Source organism: Streptomyces sp. NPDC028289 (genome assembly GCF_055565975.1).
In genome coordinates, this window is record NZ_JBVHTI010000002.1 from 496,553 (window position 1) to 522,303 (window position 25,751).

The 25,751-nt window shown below is 70.4% G+C and carries 22 protein-coding genes and 1 pseudogene; 16 read left to right on the top strand and 7 right to left on the bottom strand.

The annotated features are described in order from the left end of the window. Positions 1 to 153 precede the first annotated feature (153 nt). The 5 genes from uidA to ACZ4UV_RS10165 form a co-directional block, all read right to left on the bottom strand. Complete coding sequence (gene uidA / locus ACZ4UV_RS10145; protein ID WP_467837267.1) at positions 154 to 1,965, bottom strand: beta-glucuronidase; 1,812 nt, start codon at positions 1,963 to 1,965, stop codon at positions 154 to 156. Between the two features lie 48 nt (positions 1,966 to 2,013). Continuing rightward, entirely contained in the window at positions 2,014 to 2,829 is an 816-nt protein-coding gene (locus ACZ4UV_RS10150; protein ID WP_451016289.1) for an SDR family NAD(P)-dependent oxidoreductase, read from the bottom strand. Between the two features lie 26 nt (positions 2,830 to 2,855). Next, positions 2,856 to 4,058 (bottom strand): glycoside hydrolase family 1 protein, encoded by a 1,203-nt coding sequence (locus tag ACZ4UV_RS10155; RefSeq protein ID WP_467837269.1) that lies wholly within the window; start codon positions 4,056 to 4,058, stop codon positions 2,856 to 2,858. 488 nt (positions 4,059 to 4,546) lie between these two features. Next, the gene (locus tag ACZ4UV_RS10160) at positions 4,547 to 5,155 is read right to left on the bottom strand and encodes a TetR/AcrR family transcriptional regulator (RefSeq protein WP_451016290.1); all 609 of its coding nucleotides are present in this window, start codon (positions 5,153 to 5,155) and stop codon (positions 4,547 to 4,549) included. Positions 5,156 to 5,352: 197 nt separating this feature from the next. Next, positions 5,353 to 5,946 (bottom strand): TetR/AcrR family transcriptional regulator, encoded by a 594-nt coding sequence (locus ACZ4UV_RS10165; protein ID WP_451016291.1) that lies wholly within the window; start codon positions 5,944 to 5,946, stop codon positions 5,353 to 5,355. Between the two features lie 97 nt (positions 5,947 to 6,043). Between ACZ4UV_RS10165 and ACZ4UV_RS10170 the strand changes: the two genes are divergently transcribed. The 14 genes from ACZ4UV_RS10170 (at position 6,044) to ACZ4UV_RS10235 (ending at position 22,232) form a co-directional block, all read left to right on the top strand. Then, positions 6,044 to 8,362 (top strand): xanthine dehydrogenase family protein molybdopterin-binding subunit, encoded by a 2,319-nt coding sequence (locus tag ACZ4UV_RS10170; protein WP_467837277.1) that lies wholly within the window; start codon positions 6,044 to 6,046, stop codon positions 8,360 to 8,362. Next, positions 8,359 to 9,234, top strand: coding sequence for an FAD binding domain-containing protein (locus ACZ4UV_RS10175; protein ID WP_467837279.1), 876 nt, complete (start codon positions 8,359 to 8,361; stop codon positions 9,232 to 9,234). Before ACZ4UV_RS10170 ends, ACZ4UV_RS10175 begins: the two co-directional genes overlap by 4 nt. Further along, entirely contained in the window at positions 9,227 to 9,709 is a 483-nt protein-coding gene (locus tag ACZ4UV_RS10180; RefSeq protein ID WP_467837281.1) for a (2Fe-2S)-binding protein, read from the top strand. Before ACZ4UV_RS10175 ends, ACZ4UV_RS10180 begins: the two co-directional genes overlap by 8 nt. After that, positions 9,706 to 10,317, top strand: coding sequence for an SRPBCC family protein (locus ACZ4UV_RS10185; RefSeq protein WP_467837283.1), 612 nt, complete (start codon positions 9,706 to 9,708; stop codon positions 10,315 to 10,317). The genes ACZ4UV_RS10180 and ACZ4UV_RS10185 overlap by 4 nt, the downstream gene beginning before the upstream one ends. A gap of 69 nt (positions 10,318 to 10,386) precedes the next feature. Next, positions 10,387 to 11,223, top strand: coding sequence for a mycofactocin-coupled SDR family oxidoreductase (locus ACZ4UV_RS10190; protein WP_019074738.1), 837 nt, complete (start codon positions 10,387 to 10,389; stop codon positions 11,221 to 11,223). 26 nt (positions 11,224 to 11,249) lie between these two features. After that, a complete protein-coding gene (locus ACZ4UV_RS10195; RefSeq protein WP_451016295.1) occupies positions 11,250 to 12,443 on the top strand; it encodes a cytochrome P450 in 1,194 nt (397 codons plus the stop codon). Next, the gene (locus tag ACZ4UV_RS10200) at positions 12,440 to 12,679 is read left to right on the top strand and encodes a ferredoxin (RefSeq protein ID WP_275768977.1); all 240 of its coding nucleotides are present in this window, start codon (positions 12,440 to 12,442) and stop codon (positions 12,677 to 12,679) included. Before ACZ4UV_RS10195 ends, ACZ4UV_RS10200 begins: the two co-directional genes overlap by 4 nt. A gap of 124 nt (positions 12,680 to 12,803) precedes the next feature. Next, the gene (locus ACZ4UV_RS10205; RefSeq protein ID WP_451016297.1) at positions 12,804 to 13,487 is read left to right on the top strand and encodes a TetR/AcrR family transcriptional regulator; all 684 of its coding nucleotides are present in this window, start codon (positions 12,804 to 12,806) and stop codon (positions 13,485 to 13,487) included. A gap of 41 nt (positions 13,488 to 13,528) precedes the next feature. Continuing rightward, the gene (locus ACZ4UV_RS10210; RefSeq protein WP_467837287.1) at positions 13,529 to 14,314 is read left to right on the top strand and encodes an SDR family oxidoreductase; all 786 of its coding nucleotides are present in this window, start codon (positions 13,529 to 13,531) and stop codon (positions 14,312 to 14,314) included. Next, the gene (locus ACZ4UV_RS10215) at positions 14,311 to 15,087 is read left to right on the top strand and encodes an SDR family oxidoreductase (protein ID WP_381250565.1); all 777 of its coding nucleotides are present in this window, start codon (positions 14,311 to 14,313) and stop codon (positions 15,085 to 15,087) included. The genes ACZ4UV_RS10210 and ACZ4UV_RS10215 overlap by 4 nt, the downstream gene beginning before the upstream one ends. Next, positions 15,084 to 15,923 carry an NAD(P)-dependent oxidoreductase gene (locus ACZ4UV_RS10220; RefSeq protein ID WP_451016299.1) on the top strand — a complete coding sequence of 280 codons (840 nt, stop codon included), beginning with the start codon at positions 15,084 to 15,086 and terminating at the stop codon, positions 15,921 to 15,923. The genes ACZ4UV_RS10215 and ACZ4UV_RS10220 overlap by 4 nt, the downstream gene beginning before the upstream one ends. Positions 15,924 to 15,961: 38 nt before the next feature. Next, positions 15,962 to 17,437 carry an aldehyde dehydrogenase family protein gene (locus ACZ4UV_RS10225; RefSeq protein ID WP_467837290.1) on the top strand — a complete coding sequence of 492 codons (1,476 nt, stop codon included), beginning with the start codon at positions 15,962 to 15,964 and terminating at the stop codon, positions 17,435 to 17,437. A 160-nt stretch (positions 17,438 to 17,597) separates the two neighbouring features. Beyond that, on the top strand, positions 17,598 to 18,383 hold the full coding sequence (locus tag ACZ4UV_RS10230; RefSeq protein ID WP_390049212.1) for a carboxymuconolactone decarboxylase family protein: 786 nt from the start codon (positions 17,598 to 17,600) through the stop codon (positions 18,381 to 18,383). A 156-nt stretch (positions 18,384 to 18,539) separates the two neighbouring features. After that, positions 18,540 to 22,232 carry a family 78 glycoside hydrolase catalytic domain gene (locus tag ACZ4UV_RS10235; RefSeq protein ID WP_451016302.1) on the top strand — a complete coding sequence of 1,231 codons (3,693 nt, stop codon included), beginning with the start codon at positions 18,540 to 18,542 and terminating at the stop codon, positions 22,230 to 22,232. 57 nt (positions 22,233 to 22,289) lie between these two features. Here the strand turns inward: ACZ4UV_RS10235 and ACZ4UV_RS10240 are convergent, their stop codons facing one another. After that, positions 22,290 to 23,498, bottom strand: a complete 1,209-nt coding sequence (locus ACZ4UV_RS10240; protein WP_467837293.1) for an MFS transporter — start codon at positions 23,496 to 23,498, stop codon at positions 22,290 to 22,292. A gap of 95 nt (positions 23,499 to 23,593) precedes the next feature. Between ACZ4UV_RS10240 and ACZ4UV_RS10245 the strand changes: the two genes are divergently transcribed. Further along, positions 23,594 to 24,166 carry a TetR/AcrR family transcriptional regulator gene (locus ACZ4UV_RS10245; protein WP_467837295.1) on the top strand — a complete coding sequence of 191 codons (573 nt, stop codon included), beginning with the start codon at positions 23,594 to 23,596 and terminating at the stop codon, positions 24,164 to 24,166. Between the two features lie 487 nt (positions 24,167 to 24,653). Here ACZ4UV_RS10245 and ACZ4UV_RS10250 read toward each other — a convergent pair. Then, positions 24,654 to 25,202, bottom strand: a pseudogene (locus tag ACZ4UV_RS10250) (amidohydrolase family protein); the annotation flags it as partial. Between the two features lie 17 nt (positions 25,203 to 25,219). On the opposite strand from ACZ4UV_RS10250, the gene ACZ4UV_RS10255 reads away from it, so the two are divergent. Continuing rightward, a complete protein-coding gene (locus tag ACZ4UV_RS10255) occupies positions 25,220 to 25,594 on the top strand; it encodes a TetR-like C-terminal domain-containing protein (RefSeq protein ID WP_467837923.1) in 375 nt (124 codons plus the stop codon). The last annotated feature ends 157 nt before the right edge of the window (positions 25,595 to 25,751 follow it).

Sequence of the window (25,751 nt, forward strand, 5' to 3'; positions counted from 1 at the left end):
GCAGGGGCCGCGGCGAACGCAGAACAGTGGTGGCTGTGGCGTTACGCCGACGGGTGCCGGGGTCGCGGCATGGGCCGCCTGCTCGGTCGCGCGGCGCAGCGGCAGCCCAGTGCTGAGCAACGGAAGCGCGATGCCGCGCGCCCCCCGTAGGTGTCAGCCGGCCGTGGCCTCGCCGGGCTTGCGGCCGCCCAGTCCGTGCCAGCGCCGGCGCAGGGCGGACGCGGCGGACTTGGGCTTGCGGTCGCGGGTGAACACGCCCTTCTTGTTGCCGTCGACGCGGTGGATGCCGGGCGAGGTCTGGAAGTCGGCGAAGTTCCAGACGTGTTCGCCGACGAACTCGGGGATGCGGTCGAAGACGCGGTGGTACATGGCGAGGAAGTCGCTCTGGTACTCCTCGCTCCAGGGGGTGTCCCAGACCGAGTGCAGGCCGGGCTGTGTGTCGGCGCCGTACTCGGACATCATGACGGGCTTGCCGAAGCGCTGGACCCACCCGCGCAGGTCCTGCTCCAGATACCCCTCGGCGGTCGCGAGGTCGCCCGTGAACAGGTACCAGCCGTAGTAGCGGTTGATGCTCAGCACGTCGAACAGGTCGCCGATTCGGTCGTTCTGCGGCGTCGCGAACATGACGGCGGCGTAGGTGAGGGGCCGGGTCGGATCGAGCTTGCGGGCCAGTTCGACCAGGGGCTCGAAGTAGTCGCGCGCGCCGTCCTCGTTGGAGGCCGGCTCGTTGGCGAGACACCACATCACCACGCTCGGGTGGTTCCTGTCCCGCTCGATCAGCTCCCGCAGGTGCTGGGCGTGGACGTCCCGTGTCGTCCCGCCGAAGTTCTCCGGCGCGAAGGTGGGGGTCGGCGGAACACCGGTGAGCCCGCCCTGGACCCCCAGGTTGAGGCCGACGGCGGCGGTCTCGTCGATGACGACGATGCCGTGCCGGTCGGCGAAGTCCAGGACCTCTTCGGCGTAGGGGTAGTGGGAGGTGCGGAAGGAGTTGGCGCCCGTCCACTGCATCAGCTGGAAGTCGTGCACGAGGTAGGCGTCGTCGTGGCCCTTGCCGCGGACCGGGGTGTCCTCGTGTTTGCCGAAGCCGGTGAAGTAGAAGGGCTCGCCGTTGATGAGGAAGTCGGTGCCCCGTACCTCGACGGTACGGACGCCGAAGGGCTGGGTGTAGCTGTCCACGGTCTCGCCGTCGACGGCCAGTTCCACGACGAGGTCGTAGAGATAGGCGGCGCCCGGCTGCCAGAGGGTGACGTCCTCGATGCGCAGGACGCCCTCGGGGCCGTGGCCCTCCGCGACGGTCCGGCCGGCCTCGTCCACCGCACGCACCCGCACGGTGACGGTGTCGGCGTGCTCGCCGACGGTCTCCACGCGGTACTCGACGGTGCCGGCCGCGCCGTCCCGTCCGGTGACGACGGTGACGTCCTCGACGAAGGTCGTCGGCGTGCTGTACAGGCGGACCGGGCGCGCGATGCCCGCGTAGTTGTAGAAGTCGTGCAGATACGACTGCCGTTCGCGGCCGTCGGGGCCGGTCGTGACGGTGCCGGGCGGGATCGTCACGTTGGTCAGCCGGTTGTCGACGCCGACCGTCAGCCGGAACTCGGCGCCGGGTTCGACGACGCCGGTGAGATCCGCCTCGAACGGTGTGTAGCCGCCGGTGTGTTCGGCCACGAGCCGTTGGTCGACGTAGACCTGCGCGGCGTGGGTCACGGAACCGAAGCGCAGGACCACGCGTTCGCCGGTCCAGCCGCGCGGCACGCGCACGTCGCGCTGGTACCAGACGACTCCGACATGGTCACGGATCTCCGGGTCCACGAACAGGTCGTTGTAGCTGGCGGGCACGGGGACTTCGAGCGGTGGGGCGAGACGCGACACCCACGGGGTCGCGCCGGCCCGGGTGCCGAGAGCGAACCGCCACAGGCCGTCGAGGCCGACGAGGTCGCGGGTGGGGGTGGTGCGGGGCGAGAGCATGGGGTTCCTACCGGGTCGTCGGGGCGGTGGGGGGGGGCGGTGCCGCGGTTACGAGGTCTCGCCGGCGTCGGCGAGGAGCGTGCTGCCCGTCATGAAGGCCGAGAGGTCGCTCGCGCAGAACAGCACCACCCGGGCGATGTCGTCGGGCACGCCGAGCCGGCCGAGCGGGCCCGGCTGCATCACGGACATGAAGGAGTCGGCGTCCACTCCGGCCGCGGCGGCCGCCGCCATGTTCCCCTCGGTCGGCACGAACGTCGGTGCGACGCCCAGTACGCGGATGCCGAACGGGGCGAACTCCAGGGCCAGTTGGCGGGTGAGGCCGCGTGCCGCGTGCTTGGAGCCGACGTACGCGGCGAGCCCGGGGGCCGTCCCGCGGAACCCGGCCGTGGAGACGACGTTGACGATGACGCCCCCGCCGCCGGCCTCGCTCATCCGGCGCGCGGCCTCCCGGGAGCCGAGGAAGACGCCGCGGGTGTTGACCGCGAACACCTCGTCGAAGGCTTTGGCGGCCATCTCCAGCGCGGGCACGCTGGGGAAGATCCCGGCGTTGTTCACCCAGATGTCGATGCCGCCGAGTTCCCGGACCGCGAGGTCGGCGGCGGCCACCACGCCGTCGGGGTCGGTGACGTCCAGATGGGCGGCCAGGGCGCGGCCGGGACCTCGGGCGCCGAGCTCCTCGGCGACGGCGGTGGCGAGGTCGTCATGGATGTCCGCGACGAGCACATCGGCACCCGCCTCGGCCAGCCGCTCGGCGACGGCCCGGCCGAGCCCCTGGCCCGCGCCGGTCACGACGGCGCGCCGCCCGGCCAGGGAGACGAGTTCGGTCAGGGACTTGGACGAGACGTCGGGTACGGATATCTGCACGGTGTGTCCCTCCGGTGGAAGTGCGGTCAGATCCGGCCGCGGCGGGCGGTCTCGCCCAGCCAGAGGAGAGAGGGCTTGGGGCGGCGCTCGAACGTCTCGCGGTCGACCTCGACCAGACCGAAGGTCGGCGCCCAGTGGCCCCACTCGTAGTTGTCGAGCAGGCTCCAGTGCAGATAGCCGCGTACGTCCGCCCCGTCGGCGATCGCCTTGCCGAGGTGCTCCAGGGCCTCGCCCGTGTACGCGATGCGACGGGTGTCGTCGCCGGTGGCGATGCCGTTCTCGGTGATCAGGATCGGCAGGCCGCCGGTGACCTCGGCGGTGTGCCGCACCGCGATACCCAGGGCGTCGGGGCGGTAGGCGGTGCCCACGAGCGTGTTGTCCGGGTGCTGCGGGTGGGGCTCGATACCGTCCAGATCGACCCACTGGCTCGAGTAGGACTGCACGCCCACGAAGTCGTCGCCGCGCGAGCCCGCCAGGTAGAGGTCCTCCCACACGTATTCGAGATCCCGCTTGTTGTTCTCCGCTCCGGGACGGGCCACGAAGGCGCGGTTGGCGACCGTCCAGCCGACCTTGGCGTCCGTCCGCTCGTGCAGCACCGTTCGCGCGGCCTGGTGTGCCTCGACGAGCCGCTGGCCGATCACCACGTCGGGGGCAGGCAGTTGCGGGCGCGGGCCCTCGTTGTCGAGGGTGGGGCTCTGCCACTCCCCGGCGGCCTGCGGGTTCTGGAAGGCCCGCGCCATGCCGATCATGATGGCCAGCATGTTCGGCTCGTTCATGGTGACGACCCACTCGACGCCTTCGAGGATCGGCGCGACCGTCTCGACGTAGGTCCGGAACCGGTCCACCGCACGGTCGCCGAGCCAGCCGCCTTCCTCCGCGAACCAGAGCGGGCTGGTGAAGTGGTGCAGGGTGACGACCGGTGTCAGGCCGAGTTCGAAGGCCGTTTCGATCATGCGCCGGTAGTGGGCGAGTTCGGCGCGCGAGACCAGGCCGGGGAGCGGCTCGATACGGGCCCATTCGATGCCGAAGCGGTAGGCGTTGAGCCCGGCGTCCGCGAGCAACTGCATGTCCTCGCGGTACCGGTGGTAGCTGTCGCAGGCGTCGCCGCTGCGCTCCATGCCCGGAACGCGCCCCTCGTTCGCCCAGAAGTCGCTGTTGAGGTTGTTGCCCTCGATCTGGTGCGGTGCGGTGGAGGCTCCCCAGAGGAACGCGGGCGGGAATTCGGTCATCGTCGACTGCTTTCCTGAGTGTCGGTGGTTCGGACCTCGTGGCACACCTGGGCCACGGTCCGGCCGTTCGGGCGCGGTGGGCAACGGCCCGAGCACGGAGGGGTGCTGAGGGTTGAGCGGGCTCTCCGGCAGAGCGGGTTGCGACCTTGCCGGTCCGTCGGTTCGTTGGTGCCAGGTGTGCGACCAACCAACTCTTACCGTGTGGTTAGTTTTCGTTGGGACGGTAGACCGGGATCGCAAGGGCGGGAAGGCTGCCGCTCGGCTTCGTGATCAGAACGTTATGTGGCGACGTCTCGGCCGGTGAGGGCTGCCGTCAGCCCGAGCGGGGCGGACGGAAGCGGTACACGTCCAACCCGTGGCGGCACCGCCGCTCCTGCGAGGAGCGCGGTTCGTGGCCGCCAGGTGTGAGTGAGATCCCCCGGGCCGCCCGCGAGGTCGTGCGCGGGCGGGCCTTCAGAGGGTGTGGGATACGTTGCTCGGCGATGCGTTCACTGGTCGGCGCGGTCGCTCTCGAAGAGCAGGTGTACGAAGTCGGTGACCGGCCCGGCGATGTCGAGGTCCTGGTCCAGCACCCACTGCAACTGGAGCCCATTGAGCACGGCGTGGAAGAGGACCGCCGCGCTCTCCGGACTGACGCCTTCGCGCAGCCTGCTGTGCGCGGCCTCGCTGTCGAGTCCCTCGGCGAACTGGGTGCGCCCGCGTTCGTAGCGCTCGACGAAGTAGGCGTGGGCGGGATGATCGGGCCGTGCGGCCGCGGCGGCGAGCTCGATCCACAGGCGCATCAGTTCGGGCGCCTTCTGGTGGTGGCGGATGAGCTCGCCGAGATAAGGGGCGAGCTGGTCCAGGCTGTCCACTGCTTCCAGGCCCTGCTGCCATTCCTCCGCGTCGCGTTCGGCGAGCACCTCGGCGAGGAGTTCGTCCTTGTTCCGGAAGTGGTGCAGGAGGCCGGCGTGGGTGATGCCGGCTCGTTCCGCGATGTCGCGCAGGGAGGCTTTGGCGTAGCCGTTCTCGGCGAAACTGTCGCGTGCCGCCCGTACGATCTCCGTCCTGCGGGCAGGTGTCTTGGCGTACGGTCCACGCGCTTTGGCCTGGCCCACGGTGCGCTCACTCTCCTTGACGAAGCCCGGTCCGGGACGGTCCTGCGCAGCTGCTGAGACCTTAAAGCTTCCCACATGGTCAAGATTCGCGTCTGCGCACCCTTCCCCTGTCTGCCGCGCGGGTCTAGCGTCTGAACAGAAACCAACCGTGCGGTAAGAGTTGGCCGCCGAGCCGGTCGGGGAGCCGGCCGTGCCCTTCAGTCGTCGGCGGGGGCGCTTTCGTAGCGTTGGAGGAACTTTTCCACGAAATCGAGGGCCTCGGCATGCCGGGTGGTCATGCCCATCGTGTTCTCCATCATGAGGATCCGGCCGAGGGCGTTGGCCAGCATGAGCAGCACGGTGGGGGACACCCCTGGCGGCAGCTCGACGCCGGTCTCCGCGAGCCGTCGCGTGAGTACCTCCAGCTGTACCTCGCGGTAGCGCTCGGCGCGGGCGGCGAGTTCGGCGCGGATCGCCTTGCGGTGATTGGCCAGCGCGGTGAACTCCGTGGTCAGCGCGTTCCCCGGGTGACGGGTGACCTGCCACAGGGCGCGTATCGGCTGGGGGCCGTCCAGTCGGCGGGCCACCCGCTCCAACTCCTCGTCGCCCCGTCGTCGCAGTACCGCCAGGAAGAGATCGTCGAGGGTGCGGAAGTAGTACAGCACCAGCGCCGGGGCGACCTCGGCCTCGCGGGCCACCCGGCGCACGCCGACGGAGGCGTACCCCTCCTCGAGCATCAGCCGCTCGGTGACGTCGAGCAGGAGCTGGCGCGTCTTCGAGTTCTCGGTGCCCATACGGCGAGGCGCAGTCATGCCGCTCATTGTCCTTGACGGCTCCGCGGGGCGCTGTTAAACAGGTGTTCAGCGCTCGTGTTAAACACTCGTTCAACATGAACGGAGGGCACGGCTGATGGCTCCCTATACGGGCACCCGCACTCTGCGCGTCGAGGATCCGCGGCTGCTGACCGGCACCGGCACCTACGTCGACGACGTCGTACGGCCCGGAATGCTGCACGCCTGTTTCGTCCGCAGCCCCGTCGCACGGGCCCGCATCGCCGCGATCGACGCGTCGGAGGCGCTCCAACTGGACGGCGTGCACGCCGTGTTCGTCGCCCAGGACCTCAACCCCGGCGTACACGAGCGGTGGTACACGTTGAACGGGCGCGAAGATCCCGACACACCACGCCCGCCGCTGGCCGAGGACGAGGTGCGGTTCGTCGGCGACCCGGTGGCCGTGGTCGTCGCCGTGGACCGCTACAGGGCCGAGGACGCCGCCGAGTTGGTGGTCGTGGACTACGACGAGCTCCCGCCGGTCGTCGACTACGCCACCGCCCTGGAATCGACCGAGTCGGTCCACGCCGCCCATCCCGGCAACCTGGTGGGCGAACTCGCCGGACGCCCGATGGAGGAACTCGCCCCCGTCTTCGAGGACGCGCCGCACGTGGTCGGCGTGACGATCCGTCAACAGGCGTACTGCCCGGTGCCGTTGGAGACTCGTGGCATTGTCGCGGAGTGGTCCGCGCCCGCCGGGGAGATGACGATCTGGGCGGCCACCCAGTCCCCGCACGAGGTCCGCTCCTTCTGCGCACGTCTGCTCGGTGTCGACGAGCACCGGGTGCGGGTGGTGATGCGGGACACCGGCGGCGGGTTCGGACAGAAGGTGCTGCCGCAGCGCGAGGACATGTGCGTGATGCTCGCCGCCACCAAGCTGCCCGCCGCGCTCAAATGGATCGAGGACCGTCAGGAACATCTCATGGCGGCCGGCCAGGCCCGCCACGAGCACGGCGAGGCGAGACTGGCCCTCGACGACGAAGGCCGGATCCTCGCCGCCACCCTCGACCACGTCCAGGACGCCGGCGCCTACCCGACCCCGTCCCCCGTCCAGAGCGGCCTCGCTGTCGGCCTGCTCTTCCCCGGTCCCTACCGCATCCCGCAGGGCACCTTCCGCTCCCGGTTCGTGTTCTCCAACACCAGCGGCCGAGTGGCGTATCGCGGCCCCTGGCAGTTCGAGTCGATGGCCCGCGAGGTCCTCCTCGACACCGCCGCCCGCCGCCTCGGCATGGACCCGATCGAGCTGCGCCGCCGCAACATGCTGCGCCGCGAGGATCTGCCGACGGCGAACTTCAACGGCATGCCCTACGACCACATCACCCCGTACGAGACCTTCGAGCAGGCCCTGGAGATGCTCGACTGTGCGGCGTTCCGGTGCGAACAGGAGCAGGCCCGCGCCCAGGGCCGCTACCTGGGCGTCGGCACCTGCACCTACGTCGAACCGACCGCCGGGGCCACCCCGTTCCACGGCACCGAGGGCGCGACCATCCGCATCGAGCCCTCCGGCAAGGTCAACGTCTACGTCGCCGGGGGATCGTGCGGCAACAGCCTGGAGACGACCGTCGTCCAGCTCACCGCCGACGCGCTCGGCGCGGCCATCGAGGACGTCAGCACGATCCAGGGAGACACGGCACTCACCCCGTACGGTGCCGGAACCGGCGGCAGCCGGTCGGGTCCCATGACCGCCGGCGCGATCGCCGAGACAGCGGCCGGATTACGGGAACGCATCCTGGCGATCGCCGGACACAGGCTCGAAGTCGCCGTAGAAGAAGTGGAGTTGACCGGCGGCCGGGCATCAGTGAAGGGCGCTCCCGAGAAGGCGCTCACCCTCGCCGACATCGCCGACCTCGCCTACTTCCAGCCCCACGCCCTGCCACCCGGCATCCCGCCCGGCCTGGAGGCCAGCGGCCGCTACCGCACCCCGCACCTCATGATCTGGGCCAACGCCACCCACCTGTGCACCTGCGAGGTGGACGTGGTGACCGGCGCGGTGAAGCTGCTGAGGTACATCGTCAGCGAGGACTGCGGACCCATGATCAACCCCGGCGTGGTCGAGGGACAGATCTACGGCGGCACCGTCCAGGGAATCGGCGGCGCCCTCTACGAACACCTCGCCTACGACGGCGACGGCAACCCCCTCGCCACCACCTTCATGGACTACCTGCTCCCCACGGCCACCGAGGTGCCCGTCATCGAGCTCGGCCACATCGAGACACCCGGCCCAGGACCCGGCGGCCACAAGGGAGTTGGCGAGGGCGGTGCGATCGGATCCGCCCCGGCCGTGGTGAACGCGGTCGCCGACGCCCTCGCACCGCTGGGCGTGGAGATCGGCCGGCTGCCGCTGACGCCCGCATCGATCGTCGAACTCGTGGAAGAGGCAGGGGCGGTGACCCCATGAAGCCGGCGGCCTTCGACTATCACGCCCCCACCACCACCGAGGAAACGGTCGCGCTGCTCGCCGAATCGGGCGACGAGGCGAAGCTCATCGCCGGCGGCCAGAGCCTGGTCCCCATGCTGGCGCTGCGCCTCGCGGCCTTCGCGCACCTCGTCGATCTGCGCCACGTGGACGGACTCCGGGGCATCGAGCACCGTGACGGGACGGTGCGTATCGGTGCCACGACCACCCAGGCCACTCTCCAACGCTCCAAGGGAGTAAGGGACTTGGTGCCGCTCCTCGCCCGGGCCACCCCGCTGATCGGCCATTTCCAGATCCGTAGCCGCGGCACCGTCGGCGGCTCGCTCGCCCACGCCGACGCCGCGGCCGAGTACCCGGCGGTGGCCCTCACCCTGGACGCCGAGTTCGAAGCGCTGTCGGTGCGGGGGCGCCGGGCCATCCCCGCCGCACGCTTCTTCACCGGGACCTGGACCACCGCCCTGGCCGAGGACGAGCTGCTCACGGCCGTCACCTTCCCGGTCTGGCGGCGGCCCCGCGGTTTCGCGATCGAGGAATTCGCCCGCAGAAGCGGGGACTTCGCACTCGCCGGTGCCGCCGTCGCCGTCGGCCTGGACGCCGGCGGACGGGTCGACCGGTGTGCCATCGGCCTGTTCGGACTCGGTCCGAGCGCATGCCGGGCCCCCACGGCGGAGGCCGGGACCATGGGTCGCCAACCCGCCGAGGACATGGCCGACGACATCGCACACCGAGCCCTGGCCGACCTCGACTCCATCCCGTCCGACCTGCACGGATCGGCCGGCTATCGCAGGCGCGTCGGCGCGGCCATGGTGGCCCGCGCCTGGCGGCGCGCCGTACGGGAGGCGGTCCATGGCTGACGACGTCGACATCCGGATACGGCTCAACGGCCTCCCACGCCGTGCCATCGTGCCGCCCCGGCTCACCCTCGCCGACTTCCTGCGCGTCAACTGCGGTCTCACCGGCGCGCACTTGGGTTGTGAGCACGGTGTCTGCGGCGCCTGCACGGTGCTGCTGGACGGCGAAGCCGTGCGCGCCTGCCTGGTGTTCGCCGTACAGGCCGACGGAAGCGAAGTCACCACCGTCGAGGGGATCGCCTCGCCCGACGGTGAACTGTCCGTCGTACAGGCCGCGTTCCGTGAGCACCACGGGCTCCAGTGCGGGTTCTGCACCCCGGGCTTCGTCGTCTCGGTCACCGCCTTTCTCGCCGAGAACCCCAAACCCACCGACGAGGAGATCCGCGCCGCCCTGTCCGGCAATCTGTGCCGCTGCACGGGCTACCAGGGGATCGTGGCCGCCGTCCGGGCCGCCGCCGACCGCGAGGACTCCGTATGAAACTGGAGAACAGGCTCACCGTTCCCGCGTCCGTGGAGGAGGCCTGGCGGGTCCTGCTCGACATCGAACGCGTCACTCCGTGCGTCCCCGGTGCGAGGCTCACCTCCCGCGACGGCGACAGCTTCCAGGGCCGGATCAAGGTCAAGCTCGGCCCCGTCAGCCTGACCTATCACGGCACCATCACGTTCCTTTCGCGGAACGCGGCGGACAGGACAGTCGTGCTGGAAGCCGGCGGAAGGGAGATCCGCGGCAACGGGACGGCCAAGGCGCGGGTGACGTGCCGACTGGTCGCGTCGGGCACGCACTCCACCGACGTCCTCGTGGACACCGACCTCGCGATCACGGGCAAGCCCGCCCAGTTCGGCCGCGGCACCCTCGCCGAGGTCGCGGGCACCCTCGTCGGGCGGTTCGCCGAGAACCTGGCCGCCGAACTCGCCGTAACCGAGCCGGATCCCGTGGCACGTCCCTCCGATCCCGTCGTCGCCGAACCCATCGACCTCATCGACGCCGCCGGCGCCCTCAAGCGCATCGCACCGCCGGCCACCGCACTTGCCGCGCTGCTCCTTCTCGTGCTCCTGGTACGCGGCCGCCGACGCACCGACCGGTGACCAGGCCTCCCCGCCGTCGTCACCCCGCCCCGACCCAACCCATCCCTTACTCAGGAAGCGAGGTCACTCATGCCCGGACGAGTAGAAGGCAAGGTCGCCTTCATCACCGGCGCCGCCCGCGGTCAGGGCCGCAGCCATGCCGTACGGCTGGCTGAGGAAGGCGCCGACATCATCGCCGTCGACGTGTGCAAGCAGCTCGACGGCGTCACGTTCCCGATGTCGACCCCCGAAGATCTGGAGGAGACGGTCAACCAGGTCCAGAAGCTGGGCCGTCGGATCCACGCCGTACAGGCGGACGTCCGCGACCACGACGCGCTCAAGGCCGCCGTGGACGACGGCGTCGCCGAATTCGGCCGGCTGGACATCGTCGCGGCCAACGCCGGCCTCGGCAGCGACGGCGCCACGCTCGACGCCATGGAGGAGAAGACCTGGCGCGACATGATCGACGTCAACCTGACCGGCGTCTGGTTGTCCGCCAAGGTCTCCATCCCGCACATCGTCGCGGGCGGACGAGGCGGCTCCATCATCCTGACCAGCTCCGTCGGCGGCCTCAAGGGCTACGCGAACATCGGCCACTACATCGCCGCCAAGCACGGCGTGGTGGGTCTGATGCGCACGATGGCGGGAGAGTTGGGGGCACACAACATCCGCGTCAACACCGTGCACCCCACCCAGGTCAACACCCCGATGGTGATGCACGAGGCCACCTACCGCATGTTCCGCCCCGACCTGGAGAACCCCACCGTCGACGACTTCGCGGCGGTGTCCCAGGGCATGCACATGCTCCCCACCCCGTGGGTGGAGCCGCTGGACATCAGCAATGCCGTGCTCTTCCTCGCCTCCGACGAGGCCCGCTTCGTCACCGGCGTGACCCTGCCGATCGACGCCGGCGCCCTGCTCAAGTGAGCCGCACACCACAGGGAGATGCGTCCATGACCACTGTCGACACCGTCTACTGGGACCCCTACGACCCGGCCCTCGCCCGCGACCCCTACCCCCTCTACGCACGCATGCGCGAGGAGGCGCCGCTCTACTACAACGACCAGCACAAGTTCTACGCCGTCAGCCGTCACGCCGACGTCCAGCGCGGCCTCGCGGACTGGCAGACCTACTCCTCGTCCCGCGGCGACATCCTCGAGATCATCCAGGCGGACATCGAACTCCCGCCCGGCACCCTCATCTTCGAGGATCCGCCCGTCCATGACATCCACCGCAAGCTCCTCGCCCGGGTGTTCACACCCCGCCGCATCGCCACCCTGGAGCCGCGTGTACGGGCCTACTGCCGGCGCGCACTGGAGCCGGTGACCGGCGCCGAGCGGTTCGACCTCGTCGAGGCCGTCGGCGCCGAGATGCCGATGCGGGTGATCGGCATGCTGCTGGGCATCCCGGAGGCGGACCAGCCCGCCATCCGCGACTACACCGACGAGACGCTGGGAACCGACGGCGGCGGGAAGATCAACCACGAGGACATTCTCAGTACGGACGCCTTCAAGGACTACATCGAGTGGCGCAAGCGGCACCCCTCCGACGACCTCATGACCGAGCTGATGACCGCCGAGTTCGAGGACGAGAACGGCGTCACGCGCACACTCACCGACGAGGAGGTCCTGACCTACTGCTCCGTGGTCGCCGGCGCGGGCAACGAGACCACGGGCCGGCTCATCGGCTGGTTCGGCGCGCTGATGGCGCGATACCCGGAAGCCCGCCGGGAGTTGGCGGCCGACCCCACCCTCATCCCCAACGCCATCGAGGAGATCCTGCGCTTCGAGCCGACCGGGCCGTTCACCGGGCGGTACGTCACCAAGGACGTGGAGCTGTACGACCGCACGGTGCCGGCCGGCAGCGCCGTCCTCTTCATCCAGGCCGCCGCCAACCGCGACCCGCGCCGCTTCGACGACCCCGACCGCTTCGACATCCACCGCGTCACCCAGCACATGAGCTTCGGCGTCGGCGCCCACTACTGCCTGGGCGCGGCCCTGGCCCGGCTGGAGGGCCGGATCGCGGCGGAGGAGATCCTCGAGCGGTTCCCCGGCTGGGACGTCGACTGGGACCACGCTGAACTGGCGCAGACCTCGACCGTGCGCGGCTGGAAGACCCTGCCGCTGGTCGTCGAAGGAGTCCGATGACGACCGAGCGGTGGAACGTCATCGTCGACACGCGGATGTGCGTCCGCACCGGGCTGTGCGCCGCCGCCGCGCCCGAGCACTTCGAACTCGACGAGAACGGCCAGGGGCATGCGAGGTCCGCCACCCTTCCGGCATCCGAAGAGGTGCTGGAGGTGGCCGAGTCGTGCCCGATCGAGGCCATCGGTATCAGGGGCGCGGACACCGGTGAGCGGGTCTTCCCGCCGCCGGGCTCCTGAACATTTCTCCAACTGACTGACTGCTAAGGCAGTTGACTTCACGCCACGACGAAAATAGATTCCCATCATGCGGAAATGATGTTCTCGAATCTGCGCAACATGGATCTCCAAGGAGTCTGGTGTCGTGGTTCAACCGTCCGTGAAGGAACAGATCGTCCTGGCCGCCGAGCGGCTCTTCGCCGAGCACGGCCTCGACGGGGTGTCTCTGCGTCAGATCAGCGCGGCGGCCGGGAACGGCAACAACACGGCGGTGCAGTACCACTTCGGCACGAAGGAACACCTCGTCCAGGAGATCTTCGAGTACCGGCTGCCGGAGCTGAACGAACGACGCAGGCTGCTGGTCGCGCGTCGGCGCCCGGACGATCTCAGGACCTGGGTGGAGTGCCACCTCCTGCCCGTCCTGGAACAGGGCGAACAGGAGGGCAGTCACTACCTCAGCTTCGTCGCGATGCTCCAGCAGCACGGCCGCCGGGACGTCTTCGAACGCCTTTCGGTCGAACTCAGCAAGCCCACCAACGACTTCGTCGAGCGGATCGGCACCCTGCTGCCGCACCTCCCCGAGCCGTTGCGCGGCCACCGCATCTCGCAGGCCCTGGCCTTCGGCGTGCATGCCGCCTCCGAACGTGAACGCACCCGGGCCCGCGGCGGGCACGTGCTGTCCTTCGCCGTCCACGTCGGGGACCTGCTGGACGGCCTGGTCGGCTTCCTCCAGGCCCCGGTGTCCTCGACGATCTCGTCCGTGATCGGCGAGACCGAGACCGGGACCGGGGCCGGAGCGAGTGAACCGGCCCTGCCGCTTCATCCCTGAACAGCCGCCCTCCCACCCGCGAGCGGAGGAACGACGTCGCGATGAGTATCGATCTGCACAACGCCGTGGCGGTGATCACCGGTGCCGGCAGCGGGATCGGCCGTGCCGCCGCCCACGCCTTCGCCCGGCGCGGCGCGCGTGTCGTGGTCACCGACCTCGTCGGCGAGCGCGCGCACACCGTGGCCGGTGAACTCGGTGACCGGGGCGCCGCCGCGGAGTGCGACGTGACCAGCCTCGACGACCTGCAGGCGGTGCGGAAACTGGCCCTCGACCGCTTCGGCCGCATCGACCTGGTCATGAACAACGTCGGCATCCTGGCCGTCGGCCCCGTCGAGGACATTCCCCTGAACGCGTGGCAACGCGTCGTGGACGTCAACCTGTTGGGCGTCGTCCGCAGCAACCTCGTATTCCTGCCTGTGTTGTTGGAGCAGGGATGGGGGCACGTCGTCAACACCGCTTCCACGGCAGGCCTGTTGCCCTACGGATTCGACCGCCTGCCGTACACCGCGACCAAGCACGCCGTCGTCGGCCTGTCCGAGGCGCTCGCCCTGTACCTGCGCCCGCGCGGCATCGGCGTCTCCTGCCTGTGCCCGGCCGGCGTCGCCACCAACATCGTCGAGCAGATCAGTTTCTACGGGGAACCGGCACCGCCCCGAGGCCCCGACTTCCCGGTCCTGGACGCCGATTCGGTCGGCGAACTCGTCGCTGAGGGCGTCACCCACGACCGCTTCCTCATCCTCACCGCACCGCAGGCCGCCGACGAACTGCGCGAGCACGGTGCCGATGTCGACGCCTATCTGTCCCGTCTGACGAAGGATGCCCCATGAGCAGCACACTCGACCGGCTCCGCCTGGACGGCAAGGTCGCCGTCGTCACCGGCGGTGCCGGCGCCATCGGCCAGGTCTACGGCCGGGCACTCGCCGAGGCCGGCGCCGCCGTCGTCCTCGCGGACCTCAACGGCGAAGGAGCCGAGCAGGCCGCCAAGACACTGGCCGGCGACGGACTGCGCGCGCTCGGCGTGCAGGTCGACATCACCGACCGCGACTCCGCGGCCGACCTGGCAGCGAAGACCACCGACGCCTTCGGCGGCATCGACATCCTGGTGAACAACGCCGCGTTGATGGCCGAGATCCCCCAGGTCGACATCCTGGACCTGCCCACGGACTGGTTCGACCGCGTCATGCGCGTCAACGTCCTCGGCGCCGTCATCTGCGCGGGCGCGGTGAAGGCCTCCATGGTCGAGCGAGGCGGCGGACGCATCATCAACCAGGTCTCCGCAGGCGCCTTCATGGGCGGCGGCATCTACGGCGTCAGTAAACTCGCCCTGGTCAACATCACCGTCGGCCTCGCCCGCTCGCTCGGCCCACTCGGCATCAACGTCAACGCCATCGCACCCGGCCTGGTCGAGAACGAACCGGGCCTGCGCAGCCTCCCCGCCGACCACCCCGCACGCGCCGCTCTCACGGCCGCCATCCCGGGCAAGAAGTCCGCGCCCGCCGAAGACCTGCTCGGCACGCTGCTGCTGCTCGCCTCCCCAGCAGGCGAGTGGATCAACGGCCAGGCCATCAGCGTCGACGGCGGCTGGGTCACCCGGCTATGACGCGCGCCGGGACACGGGTTGGTTTCATCGGACTGGGCAGCCAGGGCGCGCCGATGGCCCGCCGTATCGCCGAGGAGTCGTTCCCCCTGACGCTGTGGGCGCGTCGCCGTACGTCCACGGAAGCCTTCGCCGATACGGCCGCCACGGTGGCGGCAACACCGGCCGAGCTGGGGGCGGCGAGCGACATCGTGTGCCTGTGCGTCGTGGCGGACGCGGACGTCGAGGACGTCCTCCTGCGACCCGACGGCGTACTGACCGGCATGGCTCCCGGCGGGGTCGTCGTCCTCCACTCCACCATCCATCCCGACACCTGCCGACGCGTCGCCGACGAGGCAGCCAAGCGGGAGATCGCCGTGGTGGACGCTCCGGTCAGCGGCGGAGGCGCAGCGGCCGCGGAACGCAGGCTCCTGGTCATGGCCGGCGGACCGGAGGCGGACGTCGCCCGCTGCCGTCCGGTGTTCGACGCCTTCGCCGACCCGGTCATCCACCTCGGACCGCTGGGCAGCGGCCAACTCGCCAAGCTGCTCAACAACTTCGTGTTCACCGCCCAGGTCGGCCTGGCGCTGGACACCTTCTCCCTCGCCGACGGGCTCGGCATGGACCGCGCCGCGGTCGCACAGGTGCTCGCGCACGGCACCGGCGGCAGCCGCGCCGCGGCCGTCCTCGCCGCTTCCGGCTTCAACACCGACGGGCTGCGCCGGGCCCTGCCGCTGCTGCGCAAGGACGTCGGCCTCCTGCTCGACGTCGCCGACACGGCCCGCGCCCCCCGGCCCCGGACGCTCGCGGACCTCACCACACACACCCTGTCGACGCTGGACCGGAGTCCGGCGCCCTGACCACCGCCCCACCCGGACGACCCCAAGGCGGCACCGACATGACCACATCCCTGTCCCGCGACCTCGGCACCACCGGCCCCCTCGTCGACGGCACCTGGCTCGACACCACGTCCGCCGGCCGACAGGACCACATCAACCCCGCGACCGCCCGCGCCAACGGCACCGTCCTGCTCGCCGGACCACAGGAGGTCGACACGGCCGTCGCTTCGGCGAAGAACGCCTTCCCCGAGTGGCGGGCGATGTCCCCGGACCGGCGCCGCCGCATCCTCCAGCGCGTCGAGGAGCTGATGCTGGAGCGCGTGCCCGAACTCGGCCGGCTCAACACCCTCGAACTCGGCGTCCCCTTCCGTACCTCGGCGGGGCTGGCCCACCTGTCCGCAGGGTGGTTCGGCTACTACGCCGGCTGGGCCGACAAGCTGGAGGGCGTCACCATCCCGCCCAGCCCGCGCATGGTGCCGGGTCTCGACTACACCGTCCCCGAGCCGTACGGCGTCATCGGGATCATCCTGACCTGGAACGGACCGATCATGTCGGTCGGCATGAAGGTCGCCCCCGCGCTCGCCGCCGGGAACTGCGTCGTCGTCAAGTCCCCCGACCTGGCCCCGTTCACCGTGGCCCGGTTCGCCGAGATCGCCCGGGAGGCCGGGCTGCCCCCGGGCGTGCTGCACGTCCTGCCCGGCGGCCCGGAGGCCGGCGAGCGGCTGGTCCGCCACCCCGACGTCGCGAAGATCTCCTTCACCGGCGGCATCCCGACCGCGAAGAAGATCCTCGACGCGGCCCGCCACACCCTCAAGCCCGTCCTGCTCGAACTCGGCGGCAAGACAGCCGACATCGTCTTCCCCGACGCCGACCTCGAAGAGGCCGTCGCCGAGACCGTCCGCTCCTGCTACACCCTCTCCGGCCAGGGCTGCAACCTCACCACCCGCATGCTGGTCCACCGCGAGGTGTACGACCAGGTGGTCACCGCCACAGCTGAGGCGGCCGGCGCCCTGCGCGTCGGAGACCCCTTCGACCAGTCGACCGCCCTCGGCCCGGTCGTCGGCAGGGCGGCCCACGAACGCGTCCTCGGCATGATCGAACGCGCCGCCAAGGACGGCCGTGTCATCGCCGGCGGCCGCGCCACCGACCCGTCCACGCTGCCCCCGGACAACCGCGACGGCTACTTCATCGACCCGACGGTCCTCGCCGACGTCGACCCGCACAGCGAGGTCGGCCGGCACGAGGTCTTCGGCCCCGTGCTGTCCCTGATCCCCTTCTCGACCGAGGACGAGGCGGTCGAACTGGCCAACTCCACGCCCTACGGCCTCGGCACCGCCGTACACACCCACGACGTGTCCCGCGTCCAGCGCATCGTCCCGCACCTCGAGTCGGGCACCGTCCTCGTCAACGGCGCCTCGGGCCAGCCGCCGGGTGCCCCGTTCGGGGGCTACAAGCAGAGCGGCTACGGGCGTGAAGGCGGCAAGGAGGGCCTCTACGAGTTCCTCCAGACCAAGAACGTCTTCATCCGCGCGTAAGGTGGCGCGCCATCCGGCCGCAGGAGGCCTGGATCGCCGACTCGTCGTTCCGGCAACGGCCTCTCAGCGACTCACTCACCCCTCCTCGTTCCGCCCAGCGTGCCGTGTTCCCGAGCCACATCCGGCCCGCCAGGGCCACCTCACAACCTACGGAGGCCTCATGGACGACACCCAGGCGGACCGCACCCTGGCAGAGGTCCTGCCCGCCCACGAACCACCCTCGGCTGCCACCCCGTTCGGCCGCGCCGCACGGGACTTCCTCTACGGCGAGGTCTGGTCACGCCCCGGTCTGAGCCGCCGGGACCGCCGCTGGGTCACCCTCACGTGCGTGGCCGCCGCCGACTCGCCCCAGCCCATCGAGGACCACGTCCACGCGGCACTCGCGAGCGGCGACATCGGCCTCGAGGCCATGCTGGAGTTCGTCCTGCACTTCGCGGTGTACTGCGGCTGGCCCAAGGCGTCCCACGTGGAGGGGGCCATCGCCCGGCAGTGGGACCGCATCCACCGCGAACGCGGCGAACAGACCCCTCCCTGGCCGCAGTTGGGCGACGACACCCTCGGTCCCGCAGCCTGGGACGAACGGCTCGCACGCGGCGTGGAGGAGTTCATCGACGTCAACCTCACGCCCGCACCGCCCCCGAACTCGCCGTACCGGCACGCCGGCATTCTCAACTTCGTGTTCGGGCACGTCTGGCAGCGCCCCGGGCTGACCCGGCGCGAGCGCCGGATCGTCACGGTCGCCAGCGTCGCCCTCGACGACTCGCCCGTCCCCCTCCAGACGCATGTCAGGGCCGCGCTCCACTCCGGAGACCTCGGCAAGGAGGAGATGGACGAGATCGTGCTGCAGTTCGCCGCGTACTACGGCTTCGCCAAGGGGGAGGCCCTCGCGGACGCGGTGGAGACTGCGTGGGCGTCCAAGGCCGACCTGGCCGGGCGGACGCACTGACCGGCTTCCGCGCCGCGAGCCGTCGCTCCAGACCATTGTGTTTTGTCCGAACCTGTTCGTAAGCTTTCCGCGTGGAAGGTATTGAAACGTTTCAATGCCTTGAGGGGGAGGGACACCCCTGTTTCCGGCGCTGTGCCTACGAAGGGAATCTGAGCCGTGACCGAGGAGAACAGACGTGCGCTGAGCCGCCGACACATGCTCGGCATCATGACGGCCGCGGCGGCCGGGGCCTCGCTCCCGCTCGCCGCCGCGCCCAACGCCGAGGGGGCGGGCACGGCTGCAGCGCGCGGGCACCGTGCCGCACCGGCGGACTTGCAGGTCAACTCGCGGGTCGCCCCCGTGGGAACGGAGACCCCACCGGCGTTCAGCTGGCTGCCTCCGGTGGCCGGACAGACGGCGTACGAGATCCAGGTCGGTACCGGGCCGGGCAGGGCCGACGTCTGGCGCAGCGGCAAGGTGGCGAGTTCGAACAGCATCGAGGTGGCCTACCAGGGCGAGCCGCTGGACTCTGGGCGAGCCTACTTCTGGCGGGTGCGGGCCTGGGACGAGACGGGAGCCACCGGCCCGTGGAGTGAGCCGGCGACGTGGGAGACCGGCCTGCTGAGGGGCGAGAAGGACTGGTCGGGTGCGCGGTGGATCGGCGGACGCGAGACACGGGACCACGACTGGAAGGACCTGACCGGAACCGTCGTCTTCCGCGGCGGCCCCGACACCGCCGGCGGGCTGGCCCTGCTCCTGCGCGCCGAACCCGTCGGCAAGACCTGGGGCGAGGGCCTCAACTGGACCGTCCGGCAGAGCGGCGACGACATGCAGCTGGTCATGAGGACCAGCCACTACGCCGGCAACACCTGGGTGGACGACGGCACTTCGGAGCCGGACTGGGGCGTGGACCACTACGACCCGCAGAGCGAGACCAACCCCACCACCGCGGGCACCCGCAGCGTCCCGGTCGGCACGGTCACCCTCCCCGCCTCCACCGGACTGACCAAGGACACCTGGGCCACGCGTGACCACACGGTGGTGGTCGCCGTGACCGGCCTCACCGTGACCACCACCGTGAACGGCGTCGAGGTCGACAGCCGCACCCTCACCGGCGACCAGATCCGCCGTCACGGCAGTTTCGGCTTCGCCGGCGGCACCAGCGCCACCGTCCGCAGCGTCAAGGTGACCGGCACCGGAGCCTCCGACTTCTCCGTCGACCTCACCACGGGCGCGAACCCGTTCGAGAACGGCATCGGCACTCTCGCCGGCCTCACCTTCCCCCCGAAGAACCCGTTCATCCCGTCCAAGAACAGCGTGCTGCCCATCGCCAACCCGGCACCCGTTCTGCGCCGAGCGTTCGCCCTTCCCAAAGGCCGCCGCATAGCCAAGGCCCGGCTGCACCTGAGTGCGGCAGGCAACGTCACGTTCACCGTCAACGGCGACCCGATCACCGTCGACGGCGAGCGGGCGACCACGGGCCGGACCAACGTGCCCAGACTGCTCACCGACCAGAGCACCTACGACCGCACGGTCCTCTACGACACCTTCGACGTGACCGAACTGCTCCACGCCGGACGGGAGAACGTCGTAGCCGCGGAACTCGGGCGCGGCTGGTACGGCCTGACGACGCCCCAGGAGTGGTACTGGCAGCTCGCGCCCTACGCCGGCCAGCCGCGCCTGCGCGCGAAGCTCGTCGTGACCTACACCGACGGTTCCGCCACCACGCTGATCACGGACAAGGACTGGCTCGGCGCGGACGGGCCCACGACGTTCGACTCCGTCTACTCGGGCGAGAAGTATGACGCCCGGCGTGCGGAGGAACTGGGGGAGTGGCGCTCGGTCGGCTACCGCGCCGGTCGCGAGTGGCGCCCGGCCACCGTGCTGATCCCGCCGGGCAGTTGCTCGGGCCCCTCACCGAAGTACCACGGCGCGCTGCCCGCCACGACGATTCCCGACGGCTTCAGATCCGCCGTCATGAGGGCGCACGAGGCGGAGCCGGTGCTGGTCGGCCAGACGCTGCGCCCGGTCTCCCTCACCGAGACGGCCCCCGGATCGGGGACCTGGGTCTTGGACTACGGTCAGATCCTCACCGGCCTCGTCCGCCTCCGGCTCACCGGCATACGCCAGGACAAGGAGGGCCTCACCCTGCGGATGCGCGGCGGCAACCGGATCAGCGCGGGCGACGGCACGGCCGCCTCCCCGCTGTCCGTCGAGGAGGAGAACTTCCAGCACGACGCCAACCTCCAGACGCACTACTACACCCTCGGCAAGCGACCGACGCAGACCTGGGAGCAGCAGTTCAGCCACTTCGGCTTCCGCTACCTGGAAGTGATGAACCTGGAGGCGGTCCTGGGACGGGCCCCCGACCTGAAGCGGGACGCGGACCTGCTGACCGTAGGCGTCGCGCGCACCGGTTTCGCCCGCACCGGCACCTTCACCACCGACAACGCCCTGCTCAACCGCCTTCAGCACAACCTGGAGTGGGCCGAGCAGAACAACCTCGTCCAGAAGCCCACCGACACCCCGTCACGCGAGAAGAACGGCTGGACCGGCGACGCCATGGCCAGCTCCGAGTCCGAGTCCCTCACCTGGGACGTCAACGCCGTCCTCACCAACTACCTGCGCCACTTCCCCGACAACCAGATCTCCACCGGCCAGCTGCCCATGTTCGTCCCCATCGCCAAGGGCGGCTACGGCTACGACCGCACCCCCGGCTGGAACGCCACGTGGAAGGCGGTACCGGCCTGGGACTCGGCGTACTTCGTCATCCCGTGGGAGCTGTACACGTACTACGGCAACAGCAGCCTCTTCGCCGAGCTCTACGACCACCAGGACACGCTCCTGACGTACTACGAGACGCTGTTCACCGCCGAGAACGACTACAAGTTCGAGGCCTCGCTCGGGGCCTACTCCGGTACGGAGAGCCCCGGCAGCAACGCCGTCATCAGCCTCGCCTTCTACATCCACTTCTGCGACTACATGGACGAGGTGGGCCGCAGGCTCGGCCGCACCGAACGCGCAGCCCACTACGCCCAGTTGGCGCACACGCTCCGCAAGGCGTTCATCGCCAACTACTGGGACACGGCACAGGGCCACTTCACCCAGGGCAGTGTCTCCAGCGAGAACGCCCTGGCCATCGCCTTCGACCTGGTTCCCGGCTCCGACCTGGACACCGACGACCCCCGCCACCTGTCCGGCACCAAGTCGCTCGCCGAGAACAACAAGGCCCTCGCGAAGCTCCTCGCCGACCGCATCGTGGCAGCGGACCACCATCTCCAGAACGACATGTACGGCTCGCGCTACGAGTTCAACATCCTGAGCGAATACGGCTACACGGACGTGGCGTTGAAGGCGGTCACCCAGACCGGCATCCCCGGCTACGTCTACCAGATCGCCAAGGGCGCCACCTCGCTGTGGGAACAGTGGACCGACCGGCTCTCGGTCGACCACCACTACCGCTCCAACGTGGCCACCTGGTTCTACCAGAGCCTGGCCGGCATCAAGCCCACCTCGACCGCCTACCGGACGCTGCGGATCCGCCCGTACATCCCCTCGACCCCGGTCAACAGCCGGGTTCCGAAGAACACCGACGACACCGACCTGTCTCCCGCGACCCTCGACCACGTCAGTGCCTCGATCGACACCGTGCGCGGCACGGTGTCCTCGGAGTGGGGACGCCGCCCGGACGGCCGGATCGACCTCGCGGTGACCGTCCCGTACAACACCGAGGCCGAGATCTGGGTGCCCACACAGGGCAAGCCCGTCAGCGCGCCCCGGGGTGCCGCCTTCGTCCGTGACAACACCTCGGGCGGCGCGCCCTACAAGGTCTACCGGGCGCATGCGGGCTCGTACCGCTTCAACGCGTGACCTGGCCGGTTCCCTTCTGCGTAGGTCCCGCAGAAGGGAACCCGGCAGCAAGGGTGTTCACCGCGCTGTGCCGATCGGCTGGGGCTGGGCGTCCCGGTCGTCCTGCCGACCGGGACGGCCGACCAGATACGCGGCGAGGGCGAGGAGTGCGGCGAGGGCGATGAGGCCGCAGACGGCACCCCAGCCGAACTGGACGTAGGCACGGGTGCCGAGCCATGATCCGGCACTGCCGCCGAGGAACGTGCAGGTCATGTAGCCGGTGTTCAGACGGCTGCGGGCCTCTGGCCGCAGGGCGAAGATGCGGGCCTGGTTGGCGACCTGGCCGCACTGCACCGCCACGTCCAGCAGGAGCAGTCCGGCGGCCAGGGCCACGAGTCCCGCCGCTCCGCCCAGTGAGCCTCCGGTGAGCACCGCCGCCGCGGCGAGGGCGCCCAGGATGCACCACAGGTTCACCCGGTCGGCACCGAGCCGGTCCACCCAGCGCCCGGCCGCGGGCGCGCAGAACATGCTGCCCGCCCCGATCAGGGCCAGCAGGCCCACCGCCTGTGTCCCCATGCCGTACCGGGGGCCGGTCACCAGGAGGGCCAGGGCGGTCCAGGCGGCGCTGAACCCGCCGAAGACGGTGAACTGGAAGAGCACGGAGCGCTGCAGCTCCTTCTCGGTGCGCAGCATCCGCAGAGTGTCGGCGAGCAGGGTCGGATAGCGATCGTGCACGGCCGGGACGTCGTTGGGCAGGGCGAGGCCGAGGACGACGGCGAGCAGCCCGTTCAGCACGGCGGCGACGAGGTACGGAGCGCGCCAGCCCAGGTGCTCGCCCAATACGCCGCCGAAGGTGCGGGCCAGCAGGATGCCGCCGATGAGGCCGGCCTGCAGGGTGCCGATCACACTGCCCCGTCGATCGGGCTCAACCAGACCGGCCGCCATGGGCAGCAGGAGTTGCGGGACCACGGTCGCGATGCCCACCACGGTGCCGGCCGCGAGAAGCGGGCCGGTGGCCGGGGCTAGACCGGCGACCAGGAGGGCGAGGCCGGTCGTGGCGAGCAGTCCGGTGACCAGCGGGCGGCGGGGGAGGCGGTCGCCGAGCGGCACCAGCAGGAAGATGCCGACGGCGTAGCCGAGCTGGGTCACCGTCGCGACGATCGCCGCAGTGGCCGGGGCGACCCCCAGTCCGTCGGCGATGAGCGGGGTGAGGGCCTGGGGGAAGTAGACGTTCGCGACGCCGACACCACAGGCCAGCGCCATCAGCAGGGGCAGCTTGCGAGACATCGTTCCTCCCAACCGAACGAACTGGATGGTTCGATTACGAGGCTGACATGTCGGCCTTGGATTCGTCAAACGAACCAGTTCGTTACCCTTGATGCATGGCATACGACTCCACGGCGACCAAAGAACGCATCCTCGCGGCGGCGACGGCGGAGTTCGCCGCGTATGGGGTCGCCGGTGCCCGGGTGGACCGTATCGCCGCCGGGGCCAAGGCCAACAAGCGTGCGATCTATGACTACTTCGGGGACAAGAACAAGCTCTTCGCCGTCGTCCTCGAACGCGTGCTGGCCGACCTTGCCGAGGCCGTCCCGCCGAGCGACGACCTGCCCGGCTATGCCGAGCGCCTCTTCGACTACCACCGCGCTCACCCGGAGGCGCTGCGACTGGTGATGTGGGAGGCCCTGGAGATCGGCGAGCAGCCCGTCCCGGCGGAAGAGGCCCGCACCCGCCACTACCAGGACAAGATCGACGCCGCCGAGTCCGCCGGTCCGGGCGGCGACGCGCGTACCCGCGTGTTCTTCACCCTCGCCCTGGCCGGCTGGAGCATCGCCATGCCCCAGCTGCGGCGCATGGTTCTCGGCCCCGACTACAGCCTCGACGACCTCCGCGTGGACGTCGCCCGGGCGGTACGGACCTTGCCGACAGATGCGGCGCCTCCTGGCTCGGCGTAGCAGTTGGGTTGGCAGGAGTGGTCCGCTTCGTCGGGCATGAGGGAGTTGGCTGGTGCGTTCCCCAGGCCCTCCGTCTCGGCCCGCCTTGTCCTGCCCCTGCCGCCCCACTGTGCGTCGCGCGTGCGCAGCCCGTTGATCAAGGTGGCCATGATGCGCGCGCCGGTAGCACTGAAGAGATGTCCCGGTGCGACGGCCCACCGCGCACGTTGAGCCTGTCCAGCGGATGCGGACCAGACACGTGGCGAGGGCGATGAGGGTGCGGACGGCACCCCGGCCGAGCTGCCATGATCCGGCACTGCTGCTGAGGAACGTGCAGGTCATGTAACCGGTGTTCAGACGGCTTGATCCGTTGCAGGAGAATCGGCATGGCTGCAAGGTCTGCGCACACCGACAGGGGGCAGCCGTAAGGGATGCGCAGGTCGGTCTGTGTCGAGCGGCGGCCCTACGGCGCGTCCTGCGGTCCGGGTGGGCCCGCCGCCCGTTCAGTTCAGGTGGCCGGTTGCGACCGGTCCGCTCGACGGCCCGCCCGGTACACCGCCCGGACGTCCCGTGTCGCGGTGATGTCGTGCGCCGGGTTGGCGCCGACGGCCAGCAGGTCGGCGTCGTATCCGGGTGCGAGCCGTCCTTTGCGGTGCCCCAGGCCGCAGGAGTCGGCCGCCAGTGAGGTCACGGAGGCGAGTGCGGCGGTGTTGGTGCCGACCCGCGAGGCGAAGTAGACGAGGCCCCTGGGCAGGACGTCGTGCGGCTTGAACGGGCCGACCCCGGCGTCTGTGCAGCAGACGACGCGCACGCCTCGCGCGTGCATGGCCGCCATGTTCTCCCACATGGGTTCGAGCACCGCCAGCACCTCGGCGGGCATCCCGTCGATCGGTTCGACGACGGTGCAGCCGACGAACACGCCCGCCTCGGCCATGGCGTCGACGGTTCGCGGATCGGGGCGCACCCCGGAGCGGGTGATGAAGGTGCAGTGTTCGATCCCGTCCACGCCGGCCGTGACCGCGTCGGCGATTCCGGCCGCACCGTGGGCGTGCACTCGCGGGCGACATCCGCCCCCTGCTCTCCTTCGACGACAGCCCCGTCCGTGACCAGCTGGTGACCCAGGCGGAGCAGATGGCCCACCGCCTCAACCAGCCAAGCGCCGTGTCGATCCTCGCCACGGTCATCCAGCGGGCCGAGCGGGACGAGGGTATGCGGCGCCTCCGCGAGGAGATGTTCGGCCGGGCCGACGAAGACCTCACCCGCGCGCTGGCCACCGCCGTCGAACGCGGCGAACTCCGCCCTGGCGCCCAGGACCACGCCAGGGATCTCGTCGCCCGCATGTTCGGACCCTTGTTCTTCGAGCGCTTCCTGCACGGCGAACGGCTCGACGACGGCATCGTGGCGGGCGAGGTCGACAGCGCCCTGGCTCCCTGGCTGCCGAACGGGTGACAGGCCGTCAGGAGACCATCACCCGGCTCGCCGTCCCCACCGCCCCCGACATCCACGGCTCGTCGACACCCCGCGGCCCGCACTCCCGCCACTCTCGCCTTCGTACGGCTGGGTCAACGTGCCGCGTCACGGCGGTACCCCGGCGCCGGCCCGCACG

Excerpts from the sequence above, each read along its gene's own strand:
- ACZ4UV_RS10185 (WP_467837283.1), top strand. The coding sequence starts at position 9,706 with ATGAAACTGGAGAACAGGCTCACCGTTCCCGCGTCCGTGGAGGAGGCC.
- ACZ4UV_RS10230 (WP_390049212.1), top strand. The coding sequence starts at position 17,598 with ATGGACGACACCCAGGCGGACCGCACCCTGGCAGAGGTCCTGCCCGCC.
- ACZ4UV_RS10215 (WP_381250565.1), top strand. The coding sequence starts at position 14,311 with ATGAGCAGCACACTCGACCGGCTCCGCCTGGACGGCAAGGTCGCCGTC.
- ACZ4UV_RS10240 (WP_467837293.1), bottom strand. The coding sequence starts at position 23,498 with ATGTCTCGCAAGCTGCCCCTGCTGATGGCGCTGGCCTGTGGTGTCGGC.
- ACZ4UV_RS10170 (WP_467837277.1), top strand. The coding sequence starts at position 6,044 with ATGGCTCCCTATACGGGCACCCGCACTCTGCGCGTCGAGGATCCGCGG.
- ACZ4UV_RS10175 (WP_467837279.1), top strand. The coding sequence starts at position 8,359 with ATGAAGCCGGCGGCCTTCGACTATCACGCCCCCACCACCACCGAGGAA.
- ACZ4UV_RS10155 (WP_467837269.1), bottom strand. The coding sequence starts at position 4,058 with ATGACCGAATTCCCGCCCGCGTTCCTCTGGGGAGCCTCCACCGCACCG.
- ACZ4UV_RS10245 (WP_467837295.1), top strand. The coding sequence starts at position 23,594 with ATGGCATACGACTCCACGGCGACCAAAGAACGCATCCTCGCGGCGGCG.
- ACZ4UV_RS10220 (WP_451016299.1), top strand. The coding sequence starts at position 15,084 with ATGACGCGCGCCGGGACACGGGTTGGTTTCATCGGACTGGGCAGCCAG.
- ACZ4UV_RS10225 (WP_467837290.1), top strand. The coding sequence starts at position 15,962 with ATGACCACATCCCTGTCCCGCGACCTCGGCACCACCGGCCCCCTCGTC.
- ACZ4UV_RS10165 (WP_451016291.1), bottom strand. The coding sequence starts at position 5,946 with ATGACTGCGCCTCGCCGTATGGGCACCGAGAACTCGAAGACGCGCCAG.
- uidA (WP_467837267.1), bottom strand. The coding sequence starts at position 1,965 with ATGCTCTCGCCCCGCACCACCCCCACCCGCGACCTCGTCGGCCTCGAC.
- ACZ4UV_RS10200 (WP_275768977.1), top strand. The coding sequence starts at position 12,440 with ATGACGACCGAGCGGTGGAACGTCATCGTCGACACGCGGATGTGCGTC.
- ACZ4UV_RS10180 (WP_467837281.1), top strand. The coding sequence starts at position 9,227 with ATGGCTGACGACGTCGACATCCGGATACGGCTCAACGGCCTCCCACGC.
- ACZ4UV_RS10210 (WP_467837287.1), top strand. The coding sequence starts at position 13,529 with ATGAGTATCGATCTGCACAACGCCGTGGCGGTGATCACCGGTGCCGGC.
- ACZ4UV_RS10190 (WP_019074738.1), top strand. The coding sequence starts at position 10,387 with ATGCCCGGACGAGTAGAAGGCAAGGTCGCCTTCATCACCGGCGCCGCC.
- ACZ4UV_RS10195 (WP_451016295.1), top strand. The coding sequence starts at position 11,250 with ATGACCACTGTCGACACCGTCTACTGGGACCCCTACGACCCGGCCCTC.